We start from the raw sequence: 13,263 nt of genomic DNA on the forward strand, positions 1-13,263 counted from the left end.
CGTGGAAATCCAGCCGCGAGTTGTCTAATCGCTCAAGTTATGAGTGAAAAGCAAAATGAGCCAGATTCTTACACCTACGCGAAAGCCGGTGTTTCCATCGACGCGGGCAATGCCCTGATCAAAGCAATTGCGCCGCTGGCGAAAGCCACCGCGCGCGCGGGTGCTAACGCCGAGCTAGGCGGGTTCGGAGGATTTTTTGATCTGAAGGCTGCCGGTTATGATGACCCGCTTCTGGTCGCCGCCAATGATGGCGTAGGAACCAAGCTCAAGCTCGCGATTGATTATAACCGGCATGACACGGTCGGAATCGATCTCGTGGCGATGTGCGTCAATGATCTGATCGTGCAAGGCGCAGAGCCTTTATTCTTCCTCGACTATTTCGCCACCGGCAAGCTGGAGAACGGCATTACTGAACGGGTTGTGGCCGGCATCGCCGAAGGCTGCAAGATGTCCGGCTGCGCCCTTATCGGCGGCGAAACTGCGGAAATGCCCGGTATGTATGCCGAAGGCGATTATGATCTCGCCGGTTTCTGCGTCGGTGCCGTAGAGCGTGACAAGGTCGTGACCGGAGCCAATGTAGCTGCAGGTGATATCCTGCTCGGCCTCGAATCTTCCGGCGTTCATTCCAACGGTTTTTCACTGGTCCGCCGACTCGCAGCGGACAAGGGCTGGAAAATGGATCGCCCTGCCCTGTTCAACCCAGACATATTATTGGTCGAGGCATTGATCGCACCGACCCGAATCTATGTAAAGTCGCTGCTGCCGTTGATGCAATCGGGCAGAATCAAGGCCCTCGCCCATATCACCGGTGGAGGTTTGCTGGAAAATATCCCGCGGGTCATGCCCGAGGGGCTACACGCCCATGTCGATGCGGCAAGCTGGGTACAACCCCGCCTGATGGCCTTCCTCCAAGCCCAGGGCAATATCGAGCCCGAGGAAATGGCACGGACATTCAACTGCGGAATCGGGATGATATTGGCTGTTTCGCCCGACGAGGTGGATGCGATTACGTCAGATCTCGAAGCTGCCGGTGAAAAAGTCCACCGAGTCGGAGATGTCCGTGATGGTACCAAAGGCTGTTCGGTAACCGGCAATCGCGGAACATGGTCGGCGACCGACGACTGGATCGCTACCCACAATGGCTGAAAAAGCCAAAATCGCGATATTAATTTCCGGCCGCGGATCCAATATGGCGGCCTTTGTCTATGCCGCCAAATCCCCGGACTGTCCTTATGACATCGTGCTTGTGGCGTCCAATGATCCGGAGGCCCCCGGCTTGCGGCTGGCCGAAGCAGAGAGCATCACTACTTTCGCGCATCCCCACAAGGGCATGGCGCGCGAAGACCATGATGACATCATGCACGATGCGATCGTTCGCTCCGGTGCAGAATATGTCGTGCTGGCCGGCTATATGCGGATTTTGAGCGATGGCTTTGTTACCAAATGGGCAGATAAAATGCTCAACATCCATCCGAGCCTGCTGCCCAAATATAAGGGACTAGATACCTATCAACGCGCAATCGATGCCGGTGACAAGGTCGCGGGCTGCAGCGTGCATTTGGTAACCCCGGAACTGGATGACGGGCCGATCCTCGCCCAGACAGAAGTGGCCATCATGCCGGATGATGACGCCGACAGTCTAGCCAGCCGGACGCTGATTGCCGAGCATCAACTTTATCCGGCAACGCTCGCCCATTATGTCACCCGCGAGACCAGTCCCGACTGGATATTGCAACAGATACGCGACCGCGCGCTTGTGCTCGAGGAGGCTTATGAACGATTGAGCTTTGGATCACCCGGCTGGCGCGTCGGCGGCGAGAAGAACGGCAAATATTTCGCCTATTTCACCCAGAGACTATATGGCGAGGAAAGCATCGGATTGCTGGTTAAAACATCCGGACTGGACGAACAAATGGCGCTGATCGATGCTGATCCTGACCTTTATTATTCGCCGAAATTTTTGGGAAAGTCAGGCTGGATTGCGATCCGCCTGGATACCGGCAGCACAGACTGGGACCATATTGCCGACTGGCTCCGCAAGAGTTGGCAACGCGTCGCGCCCAAAAGGTTAACCAAAATGATCGCAATCGCGGATCAATTCTAGAGCAATTTGTATCACGGGCGAGAACTCTTTGGACAACAAGGAGGAGGGAGTATCTGCTGCCCAAAATTAAATACGCACCAAAATGGGGCAAGAAGCTCCAACCCGCGATACGATTTTCTCATTAGCTCCACACCAGCGCAAGATCGATACGGTCTTTAGGCCGTATGTCCGACAATTCTACATCCCCGCTTCTACCGCCAGCCGCACCATATCCGCAGCACTGGGAACGTCGAGACGCTGCATCAGAATCGACCGATGCATCTTGATGGTTCGTTCGCTAAGCCCCAATTCATGGGCAATCTGCTTGTTCAGCAAACCCTTGGCGATAAATTGCAGCACTTCCCGTTGCCGCTTGGACAGGTCTTTAACAATCGCGACGGCCCGCATCCGGCGCGCCTTCGACAAGCTTGGCGATTCGGCATCTATTTCGACCTGAGATCCCAGAAAATATTCCAGTTCGCCTTGCTCATCGAACAAGGGCGCCACCAGCACTGCATTCTGAAATGACGTGCCGTCCTTCTTGTAATTCAATATCTCGACGAGAACAGATTTTCGTTGCTGCACACCGCGTCTAATTTCTTCTGTCAGCCAAGGCTCAGTCGCCTTCCCTGCCAAGAACCTACAATTTCGGCCAATAATGAAGTCCCGATCATATCCGGTCAGCTGCAGGAACGCATCGTTAACTGCGACAATCGGATTGTCAGAAAGACGGGGGTTGCTGACCACCGAGGCAATCGGGCTTTTTTCGATTAACGCCATGACTGAAGCCTTTGGCATATCCGATTGGGAAACCGCCAACTGCCCTTCCCCGCCGGTATTTTGTTCTAGATCCATCTGGCTAAGCTAGTCGATTTTCCCAGTTCATGGCAAGCCGTTGGGCCAAACGTTAATGGATCTGTTGAGATTTCTGCTATCGGGCCGCTAACGGACCGGCGCATCTTGAATGAAACGACGTATCATCATCCGTTTTTTGGAGCCCTTATCAGAATAACGACTAACGCCCTGCGGTCATTTATAGACACAATCATACATTACAAAAACTGTCATGATCGAACCTAATTTCAGGCAGCAATCAGTTCGGGCTTGTTGGGCGATGCAAAGCGGATCCGGTTCCTGCCGGCTCTCTTCGCATCATAGAGCGCCTTGTCGGCCAACCGGAAGCTTGTTTCCAAATCTCCACCTGACTCGCGATCCAACAAGTGCAGGCCGATACTGATGGTCACTTGACCGATATTCTCCTCGCCATCGCTGAAATCATGTGCGGCGCAGCTGTCGACCAGCTCCTGTGCGAAGCGCGCTACATCATTTGTGGTTCTGCCGGAAATCAGTATGGCAAATTCCTCTCCGCCGAAACGTGCGAGATAATCACCATGTCCGCAATGGTTGTTCATGATTGATGCCACTTGTACCAATACCTTGTCACCAACGTCATGGCCGTGGCGGTCATTCACATTTTTGAAATTATCGATATCGATAATCCCCAACGCCCAGATCTGATCGCGGTTCTTCCTGAGCGTGGCAAATTTGGAAAATGCCATGGAAAAGGCACGGCGATTGGGTACGCCCGTAAGCTCATCGGTATAGGCAATATCTTCGAGCCCTTGCTTGACCATCAGGGCGTCATCCAGCTCGCGACGCATAGCCGTCACTCGATATCCGACGACAATGCTGGTCGCCACTACTTCCGCCAGTATAGCGATGTAAAACCCGAAATCAAAAATCGGCAGATCGTTGATCCAGCCAAAAGCGCGGATAATCCGGCTTACTGCAATAAATCCTGCGCCAGACAGGCCCATCATTAACAGCATCGCCATTTTGTCACCTTTGATCGCGCAGCGCAGCAAATTGCCGACCGCGACAATGGCCATAAAACCATAGGCAATGTGGAATATCAGCGAGCCTGTAAGCGACAATTGCTCGGCAAAGATCATCACGATAGTAGTCGTGACCAAAGTGCTCCAGGCCACAAACTTTAGCGAAAACGCACCCCATTTACCAAGTTTGTCCGGATTACAAAGCGAGCGGATCAGCATGCATCCGCCAAAGGCCAGGGTCGCCAACGCGATAAAGGCAATCCATGATCGCTGAACCAACGTCGCCGCAGGAAAGAGGTCGAATATCTGTCCCGACCAGCAGATGTGATTGACCACAATGGCGACCACCATCAAGCTATGGTAGAGAATGAACCGCTGGCGCATTACGATGAAAAACACGAAATCCAGCAGCAATGGCGCGAATAGCAGCCCGGCAACCAATACGCTGACCAGTTCGCCGCGCTCATGCAGCGCCAGATCGTCCTTGGCATCGACCAATTCTATGTCGTTCCAGTTGGATGGATCCCATGGATTGGCGGCACCGATCAGCACGGTTTCTGGATGCTGGCCATCGCGGCTGACCAGAGGCAGCGCGACCGCATAAGGCGAGCGCCAGCGTGCGGTCATCTCGGCCTGATCATATAGTTTTGTCTGGCTGCTGCCATCGGGATAAATGCTATGCAGCGTCACCGCGCCTTGCCGCGCCGCGCGAAAGCGCATCACCGGCTCCGCCATATCTTTTTGCAAATCGCCGATATCCGCGATCATCCATAACATATCGGTATTCTTGGCCAGCTTGTCAGAACCGCAATCAAAAGCCGAGCGTAATTTCAATATCTCTTCAGGGCTGGCCTCAGCATGGTCTGCCAGACTACAAATGCGGTGGCTGAAATTCGTTATGGCCGCCGGCTCTGCCATTGCCGGAGACATGGGCGACACAAGAAAAAACGGACTGATCAGGAGTAGCCACAACAGATAACGCAATTTCATCATTATTAGCGTGCCGATTTCCAGAAACTTTGATTTTAGACCCTGGAAGGACGCTAGCGTATCATCCTTTACGCAACGTAAACAGGCGTATCACTACACATCAAGACGAGTTCAGCGTCAGCTATTTCAGCAAATAGGACGAGGAAGGATCAGTATCACTGGATGACGCTCACTATGCCCGACAATCGTCGAAAAGCGAATGATCGGATTAAGGGTCACTTGTCGCGCGGAGCAATGACATAAACTATCGGCGACGCAGACCTGAATCTGCGCCGAGAGAAAGACTCAAATGAGATCGAGAGCGGCAATCCTGACGTCACTCTCGATCAATGAATCAGGGAACCACGCCCTCCATCACGGACTTCGCATTGTCGACGCGAATGGCTGCCCCATTGATGAATTTGCTTTCGTCCGACGCCAGAAACAACACGGTATTGGCGATATCATCCGGAGCGCCAAGGGCGCTGGGTGCCGGTCCGTCGCTTGCCGGGCGTAGATCATCGCGCCCCATAACTTTCGGTCCGATGTCCATGACCATCGGAGTCAGGATACCGGCAGGGTGTACGCTGTTGCAGCGAATATTATATTTATTGTTGGCGCAGTGCACGGCGACGCTCCGGGTCAGACTTTCGATCGCCCCTTTTGCCATGGCATAAGCAACCACAATCGGCTCGCCGACGATCGACGCTATCGAACACATGTTGACAATCGCCCCGCCGCCCGAGGCTTTCATCGCAGGCACTGCATATTTACAGCCGAAAAAAGCGCCATCAGCGCTCACCGACATGACAAAGCGATATTCCTCTGCGGTCTGCGTCTCGATCGTTCCGGGTTCAACAACACCGGCGTTGTTGACCAATATGTCGAGTTTCCCATGACGGGAGACGACATCGGCAATCAAATCCTCCCATCCCTGTTCATCAGCGACATCCTGGAGCTGGAATTCGGCGGCGCCGCCAATTTCTCCCGCGACGCGATTACCATTCTCGGCATCCATATCTGTCAGGATGACTGTCGCACCTTCGCGCGCAAACATCCGGGCATCGGCTTCACCCAATCCTTTGGCCGCACCTGTTATTATTGCCACTTTGCCTTGCAGTCTGCCCATGCTTTATCTCCTCATCAGATATTGGTTTCAGGCTAGAACCGGAGTCAAATAATAACGACTGACAAAATTAGGAGATATCAAGAATGTACACATTGGAGCAACTGTCGGCCCGCGAGGAAATCCGCGATGTCCTGCATCGCTATTGCAAGGGCATCGACCGCCGCGACTGGCCGCTGGTCCGCTCCTGCTTTGCCGATGACCATGTCCACAAACATGGCGATTACGAAGGTCCACCGGACGAATTTATCGGCTTTGCCAGTGAAACGCTGAAAAATATCCCCGGCACCCACCACTCGCTCGCGAATATCCATATCGCGCTGTCGGAGGACGGCCACAGCGCCACCACCGAAGCCAATTTTGTCGCTTATCACTATATCGAAGCTGGCAATCCGGATTTCCATGCTTGCAACGGCAGCAGCAAGGCCATCGACTGGATCGTTGCCGGCCGCTATTGCGACACTTTGGAAAGACGGGATGACAGCTGGATCATCGTTCGGCGCAACGCAGTCCACGACTGGGAACGCTCAGAAGAAGCGACCAGTTCGGCGATAACACTGGGGAATCACGCGGGAGACAGCTAGTTATTCTGTCGCCTTGAGCGCTGTCATGTCCACAGAGCAGACGATCTGGATGTAGCCGGATCGTCTGCTCCGTTGGTTTTTCTAAACTAGCAGATACCCGCCATCGACCGTGATGATTTCGCCGGTCATGAAGGCCCCGGCGTTGCTCGCCAGCAAGAGTGCCGGTCCCATTATATCCTCATCATGCCCCCATCGGTGCAGCGGTATCATTTTGATTTCCCGTTCATATTGTTCTTTATCTTGCTCAACTGAAATGGTCATTTTTGAATGGAAACGCCCTGGGGCAATGGCATTCACCCGGATGTTATCATCGGCGAGAAGGCTGGCAAGGTTCCGGGTTAGCTGGTGAATGGCCGCCTTGGACGTACCATAGCTAATGCCGCTTGCCGCACTCCCCATAATTCCGGCTATCGATCCAATATTGATGACGGACGCGCTTTTCTCGGGCGTCGCACTTGCTTTCAACAATGGCAAAAGCTGCTGGGTGAGGAAGAACGGCGTCTTCACGTTAAGGTCCATGACCTTGTCCCAGCCTATTTCGGGAAATTCTTCCACCGGCGCCATCCAGCCGGTGCCGGCATTGTTAACGAGCACATCGATATGATCTTCCCGTTCCGCCAGCGCCTTGGCGAAGCCAATAATACCTTCCCCGCTGCTCATGTCGCCGGGAAGTGCCACACATTCGCCGTTCTCGCTCAGACCGGACAGTTCGTCGGCGGTCTGCTGACATTCTTCGGGTTTACGAGCAGTGATATATACTCTTTTCGCTCCTGCCTCCAGGAAGGCGCGTGCCATCGCTTTCCCCAACCCCCTGGAACCTCCAGTGATAACGCAGACTTTGTCATGCATGGAAAATAGATTGTTTTGCACGGGGAAAATTCCTTCAAATAGGGCGTAGATTCTTGGGGGCACGCTACACGCAAATTTTATCAGTTGTCAGGAAGTTTCAGATAAATCTCGCGGCGAGAATTTGTCGTCGCGAGTGGAACCGGCTTGCCTCCCCCTTTTTCCCGATAACCCACAAAAATGCCCGGCCGCAATATTTGCAACCGGGCGTTTTTAAACGTCACAAAATACGTGGGGCTTAGCCGACGATTTCGTCTTCGTTGAAGAAATAGGCGATTTCGATCGCTGCATTTTCATCGCTATCGGAACCGTGAACCGTATTGGCTTCAAGGCTTTCGGCCAGTTCCTTGCGGATCGTGCCCGGAGCAGCATCAGCAGGATTGGTCGCACCCATGATATCGCGGTTGGCCTGCATCGCATTTTCGCCTTCGAGAACCTGAACGACGCATGGGCCACTGATCATGAAGTCGACCAGTTCGCCGAAGAAAGGACGTTCTTTGTGAACTGCGTAAAAGCCTTCTGCCTGTGCTTTGGTCATGTGGATACGCTTGGAAGCTACGACGCGCAGTCCGGCTTCTTCCAGCATCTTGGTGACAGCACCAGTAATATTGCGGCGAGTAGCGTCCGGTTTAATGATCGAAAATGTCCGTGTCACGGCCATGATAATGCTCCATAAATGTAGGGATAATCAAAAGTCGGGCCGCCCTTAGCCGCTGCACTGCAGCATGGCAAGTTTTCGATTGAAAGCTAGCTGGCGTCGCTGGCTATAATTGTCGCGGTCGTGGTACCATCGGGCGATTTGGTCACGGAGACATGAACCCCCTCACCGCTCGTCCGTTCACCGCTAATCGTCCGCTTGTCGCCGGACCTGATCTCTTTTTTGAAACCGATTCCCTTGCTTTCCAATTCCTTGCGATAAAAGTCTATAACATCTTCTGCGCTATCGCTGGTCGTAAAGACCACCATCGCGCCGGATTTTCGCTCGCCAGCACCCGCCATGCTGGTCTGGATATCAGCGCCGGGATAGAGTTTGATATCCATCGGCAGATCTTCGGCTGCCTTGTCACCCATTGCAATCCGCACCATGCCCTGGTTGGCCTTGACGACGGTTTGGCTATTCGCTTCCTCCCCGGTTGGGGCATAGCTGCCCGCTCCACCATAGCCGTTGTCAAACGAACCTGCAGCCATTTCTTCGTCGCTGCTCCCGCAGGCAGCAATTGCTAGGCTCAGCGGCAGGACAATGTATTTGTGCATCGGGAAAGCTCCGGAAATGGTGGCACGACCGGTTCGCGATATACGAGACAATCCGGACCAGCGCAAACCCGACCATGCAAATCGCGGTGCATTTAAGCGAGCCGGGTCAAGGGCCCTCTACCCAGCGCCCGCCATCCTGCTTCCAGTAGCGCGGGGTGACAACATCATTAGCGGTCAATTCCCGCCAGACGGTGCGCGCATGGTCGATCTGGTTAACAGTAAACAGGAAGAATGCGCGCTCGAACGCCAGCGCCGCTTCTCGCCACAGGCCGTCGGAAAGGATGATATAGGGAGCTCCGTTCTCCGGCTCGCATTGATCGGAAACCAGGATCGGCTGATCCGCCTGCCGTTCTGATCCGCCGAAATCATGGGCAAGGAAGCTAGTCGGGTCATCGCGCCACAGGGCATTACTGAGCGCGACACAGCCAGCCTCGTCCCGCGACAACAGCAAAACCCGTTTCCCAGCGTCCAGTGACTTGCCCGCCAGCATCGGCACCAGCTTCTCCGCTGGATCGCGAGTCAGATGGTAAAAATCAACCCGCACCGCATGACTTCCGACTCAAGATTCGCCGCATTATTATAACCGGATCAATCTTCGAAATGGTCAGCAACATATTGGTTGAGCAGACGCACACCAAAACCGGTAGCGCCTTTTTCCCAAACCGCGCTGGGTTTATCTGCCCACACCATGCCCGCAATATCGAGATGCGCCCATTTCACGCCATCTTTAACAAAACGCTTGAGGAATTGCGCTGCGGTAATCGACCCTGCCCCGCGCGGCCCGACGTTTTGCATATCGGCGATTGGCGAGTTGATCAGCTTGTCATAAGCTGGACCAACCGGCAGCCGCCACAGCGGGTCACCGGATTCCTTACCCGCATCGATGAGGTCGTCGGCGAGGTCATCATCATTGCTGAAACAACCGGCATGTTCATTACCCAGCGCGATAATCATCGCACCGGTCAGGGTCGCCAGATCGATTAGCACTTCCGGTTTGAACGTTTCCTGTGTCCAGTGCATCGCGTCGCACAATACCAGCCGCCCTTCGGCGTCGGTGTTGATCACTTCGATTGTCTGGCCATTCATGCTGGTCACGACATCGCCAGGGCGCTGTGCTTTGCCGTCCGGCATATTTTCGACCAGCCCGCAAACGCCGACGACATGCGCCTTGGCTTTACGGCCAGCGAGCGCTTTCATGGTTCCGGCAACGGCTCCAGCGCCGCCCATGTCCCATTTCATCTCTTCCATGCCGGCACCCGGCTTCAATGAAATCCCGCCGGTGTCGAACGTGACGCCCTTGCCGACCAGAGCGAGCGGTGTCTTCTGCGCACCATTGGTGCCGTCCCAGCGCATCGCGAGCAGACGTGGTGGACGTTCCGAGCCCTGAGATACGCCAAGCAGCGCGCCCATGCCGAGTTTTTCCATTTCATCCCAGCCGAGAACGGTGAATTCGACACCAAGCTCTTTCAATTCTTCACAACGGGCGACGAAGCTTTCAGGGTAGATAGCGTTCGCCGGTTCCGCGACCAGTTCGCGAGTCAGGGCAACCCCGTCCGCCACAGCAGAAAGATCCTGCCAAGCTTTTGCGGTTGCCATGTCCTGATCAAGTACCGTGATTTTCTCGAGCGTGACCTTCTGCTTCTCGGGCATGGTTGTACGATATTTATCATGCCGCCAGCTGCGCAATTTTGCACCGAAGAGCAGTCGGGACAGATGTTCCTCGTCCAGACCTGATGGTTCGATAACGGCGTGCTTGGCACCGGACGCAAGAATTTTGGCTATGGCTGAACCACCAGCAGATTCGGCATCCTTAGCCTTGCCTTTGCCCAAGCCTGTCAACACTATCCGCAAAACCGTACCTGCCTCGGGTACGAAAATTTCAAAAACTTCGCCAAGTTTCCCTTCAAACCGGGCCGCTTGCGCAGCCGCTTTCACGGTGCTTGCTTGCTCCAGTTTAAGCTCGACCTCATTCAAACCATTTTTGGTGATCGCAAAGATGATCGCATCAGCATCCGTAGGCCGCTCGTTGGCAAAGTTAAAATTCATCGGGAAACTGTCCTTATTTTTGTGTTTTGAAGAGTGAAAAGCCTTATGGGTCCACTCGTCGAACCGACTCATTCCTGATCCGGTCGACATTCATCCTATCGTGGGGCGTTGCTGCACCGTCTTGGTTTTTGGGTCAAGCATCTGTTCATCAGAATCTGGCAAAGAAAATTTGCAGACCAAGCAAACTGGTGCAATAGGCATTCGGAAGATGGACAGCGCGATATTTAATACTGTCCGAAATGGGGCCAAAAGCAGGTTGAGCCAGTCGATGAAATCTTCACCCGCCCTTTTCACTCTAGTCTTGGCTGCTGTAGCGCCGGTTCCGGCGATCGGCCAAACACCGGTAGACGCGATCACGACCTCTGATCAGCAAAAAGACGAGATCGAATTCAAGGCTGACACGCTTGATTATGATTTCACCAACGACGTCGTTACCGCTCAGGGCAATGTAATGCTCAATCGCGACGGCTATAAGCTGCGTGCTGATCAGGTTGTATGGAACCGAAAAACCGGATTGGTCGTCGCAGAGGGCAACATCCGGTCAATCAGTCCCGATGGTGACGTGGCTTACGGTGACAGGATTGAATTGACCGATAGCCTGCGAGACGGGGCCATCGACAATCTTCTGCTTGTTCTTGACGATGGCAGCAGATTGGCCGCGCAACGAAGCGAACGTTTTGCAGATGGTACGCTTGCACTCCATAATGCAGCCTATACTGCGTGTGCAGTGACAACCGAAGAAGGATGCCCGAAAAGCCCTAGCTGGCAGATCAAGGCTGTTAAGGTGATCTACGATCCGGTTAAAAAGCGAGTAAAATATGAAGGCGCTCGCATCGAAATTTTTGGGTTGCCCGTCATACCTTTGCCCGGCCTATCACACCCCATAAGTGACGAGAACCGCAGTGGCATTTTGGTTCCGGGTGTTAAATTCGACTCGGTGAACGGCGTTGGCGTAACAGTGCCTTATTATTTCAATATAGCTCCCAATCAGGATGCCACCGTCACCGCGCAGGTATTTACCGATGTTGCACCCCTTGTCAGCGGGACGTTTCGCAGCCTTGATGAAAAAGGTGCATTTCAAATTACCGGATATGCGACATATAGTTCGCGCATCGCGACCGGTGCCTCAGCGACAATACCCAACGCCGAAAGTGATTTTCGCGGCTATTTTGCGACCAACGGGCGGTTCCGGCTCGACGATAAATGGACTGTTTCCCAATCAGCTCGCATCGCCTCAGATCGCACGTTCCTGCGGCGTTACGATATCAGTGACGACGACAGCCTCCGTTCAACGATCAACCTAGAACGGATCAGCAACAGCAGCTATTTTTCATTTGCTGGCTGGGCGTTTCAGACACTACGCGTGGACGATCCGCAAAACCGGGTTCCCGTCGCTCTGCCTGTCATTGATTATCGGAAGCGTTTTGACGATCCGATTCTGGGCGGTCGCCTGCAGCTGCAGGCAAATAGTCTGGCGATAGGTCGCAGCGAGGGCCAGGATACGCAACGCGCCTTTGGCTCTGCCCGCTGGGATCTGAGAAAACTCACCGATTGGGGGCAAGAAATCACCTTCACCGGTTTTGTGCGTGGCGATGTATATCATAGTGACGACAATGCGCTCAACGAAACTGCTATCTATCGTGGTAATGGCGGTTGGCAGACAAGGGCAATTGCGACAGCTGCTATTGATGTGAAATGGCCACTCATCGGCGAGGCTTTTGGCGGCACGCAGACGATCACACCGCGTTTTCAGATTGTAGCGACGCCGGGCTTGGCCAATCTCTCGCTTCCGAATGAAGATTCCCGTGCCGTTGATCTGGAAGACAGCAACCTTTTCGCTCTCAACCGCTTTCCCGGCTATGATCGCTATGAGGACAATGTCCGGGCGACCTATGGAGCAGAATGGGAAATCAATCGTCCGAATCTGCAACTGAACATGATCGTTGGCCAGAGCTATCGGCTGGAAAATAACGATAATATCGTCCCGGACGGCACAGGCCTGTCCGATCGATTTTCCGATATCGTTGGCCGGACCAATGTCCGGTTCAAGGACGTCGTGAAATTCACACACCGCTTTCGGCTGGACAAGGACAATCTTGCTGTACGGCGCAACGAGATCGACGCGACTGTCGGTTCGAAAAGCACTTATGCTCAAATCGGATATCTGCGCCTAAACCGCAATATCGGGTCAGGACTTGAAGATCTTAGTGATCGCGAAGAGGTTCGAATCGGCGGCCGCTATCAGATTGATAAATATTGGTCCGTTTTCGGCTCTGCCATCATCGATCTGACGGATCGTAGCGAGGACCCTCTTTCGATAGCGGACGGCTATGATCCAGTGAGACATCGTCTTGGTGTCGCTTATGATGACGGCTGTCTCTCGATGGGCGTCACATGGCGTTATGACTATGAGGATACCGGCGATGCCCAGCGCGGCAGTACTTTTCTGTTCCGGCTGGCCTTGCGCAATCTGGGCGTGTAAAGGACTTTCAAACGCGGTAACCCGCTCATATTGGGTTC

At 53.9% G+C, this 13,263-nt stretch carries 12 protein-coding genes; 4 read left to right on the top strand and 8 right to left on the bottom strand.

The window, feature by feature from the left end:
• The first annotated feature begins 39 nt into the window (after positions 1–39).
• Both purM and purN read left to right on the top strand, forming a co-directional pair.
• Entirely contained in the window at positions 40–1,146 is a 1,107-nt protein-coding gene (gene purM, locus AAC060_RS11030) for a phosphoribosylformylglycinamidine cyclo-ligase (RefSeq protein WP_339826093.1), read from the top strand.
• The gene (gene purN / locus AAC060_RS11035) at positions 1,139–2,104 is read left to right on the top strand and encodes a phosphoribosylglycinamide formyltransferase (protein WP_339826096.1); all 966 of its coding nucleotides are present in this window, start codon (positions 1,139–1,141) and stop codon (positions 2,102–2,104) included. The genes purM and purN overlap by 8 nt, the downstream gene beginning before the upstream one ends.
• Positions 2,105–2,281: 177 nt before the next feature.
• Here the strand turns inward: purN and AAC060_RS11040 are convergent, their stop codons facing one another.
• The 3 genes from AAC060_RS11040 to AAC060_RS11050 all read right to left on the bottom strand — a co-directional run bounded on the left by AAC060_RS11040 (position 2,282) and on the right by AAC060_RS11050 (position 6,016).
• Positions 2,282–2,863: a LuxR C-terminal-related transcriptional regulator gene (locus tag AAC060_RS11040; protein ID WP_339826099.1), complete on the bottom strand. Its 582-nt coding sequence runs from the start codon at positions 2,861–2,863 to the stop codon at positions 2,282–2,284.
• Positions 2,864–3,165: 302 nt separating this feature from the next.
• Positions 3,166–4,911, bottom strand: a complete 1,746-nt coding sequence (locus AAC060_RS11045; protein WP_339826102.1) for a diguanylate cyclase — start codon at positions 4,909–4,911, stop codon at positions 3,166–3,168.
• Positions 4,912–5,242: 331 nt separating this feature from the next.
• Positions 5,243–6,016, bottom strand: coding sequence for an SDR family oxidoreductase (locus AAC060_RS11050; protein WP_339826104.1), 774 nt, complete (start codon positions 6,014–6,016; stop codon positions 5,243–5,245).
• An 83-nt stretch (positions 6,017–6,099) separates the two neighbouring features.
• On the opposite strand from AAC060_RS11050, the gene AAC060_RS11055 reads away from it, so the two are divergent.
• Positions 6,100–6,597 (top strand): nuclear transport factor 2 family protein, encoded by a 498-nt coding sequence (locus AAC060_RS11055; RefSeq protein ID WP_339826107.1) that lies wholly within the window; start codon positions 6,100–6,102, stop codon positions 6,595–6,597.
• 81 nt (positions 6,598–6,678) lie between these two features.
• On the opposite strand, the gene AAC060_RS11060 is transcribed toward AAC060_RS11055, so the two are convergent.
• The 5 genes from AAC060_RS11060 to AAC060_RS11080 all read right to left on the bottom strand — a co-directional run bounded on the left by AAC060_RS11060 (position 6,679) and on the right by AAC060_RS11080 (position 10,743).
• A complete protein-coding gene (locus tag AAC060_RS11060; RefSeq protein WP_339826349.1) occupies positions 6,679–7,446 on the bottom strand; it encodes an SDR family oxidoreductase in 768 nt (255 codons plus the stop codon).
• A 235-nt stretch (positions 7,447–7,681) separates the two neighbouring features.
• Entirely contained in the window at positions 7,682–8,104 is a 423-nt protein-coding gene (gene ndk, locus AAC060_RS11065; protein WP_339826110.1) for a nucleoside-diphosphate kinase, read from the bottom strand.
• 86 nt (positions 8,105–8,190) lie between these two features.
• On the bottom strand, positions 8,191–8,697 hold the full coding sequence (locus tag AAC060_RS11070; protein WP_339826112.1) for a hypothetical protein: 507 nt from the start codon (positions 8,695–8,697) through the stop codon (positions 8,191–8,193).
• Between the two features lie 106 nt (positions 8,698–8,803).
• The gene (locus tag AAC060_RS11075; protein WP_339826115.1) at positions 8,804–9,241 is read right to left on the bottom strand and encodes a DNA polymerase III subunit chi; all 438 of its coding nucleotides are present in this window, start codon (positions 9,239–9,241) and stop codon (positions 8,804–8,806) included.
• A 44-nt stretch (positions 9,242–9,285) separates the two neighbouring features.
• Positions 9,286–10,743, bottom strand: a complete 1,458-nt coding sequence (locus AAC060_RS11080) for a leucyl aminopeptidase (protein WP_339826117.1) — start codon at positions 10,741–10,743, stop codon at positions 9,286–9,288.
• Between the two features lie 268 nt (positions 10,744–11,011).
• Here AAC060_RS11080 and lptD point away from each other — a divergent pair, with 268 nt between their 5' ends.
• On the top strand, positions 11,012–13,225 hold the full coding sequence (gene lptD, locus AAC060_RS11085; RefSeq protein ID WP_339826119.1) for an LPS assembly protein LptD: 2,214 nt from the start codon (positions 11,012–11,014) through the stop codon (positions 13,223–13,225).
• Positions 13,226–13,263: the final 38 nt, after the last annotated feature.

It is taken from the genome of uncultured Parasphingorhabdus sp., from assembly GCF_963975555.1.
In the GTDB taxonomy this organism is placed as follows: Bacteria; Pseudomonadota; Alphaproteobacteria; order Sphingomonadales; family Sphingomonadaceae; genus Parasphingorhabdus.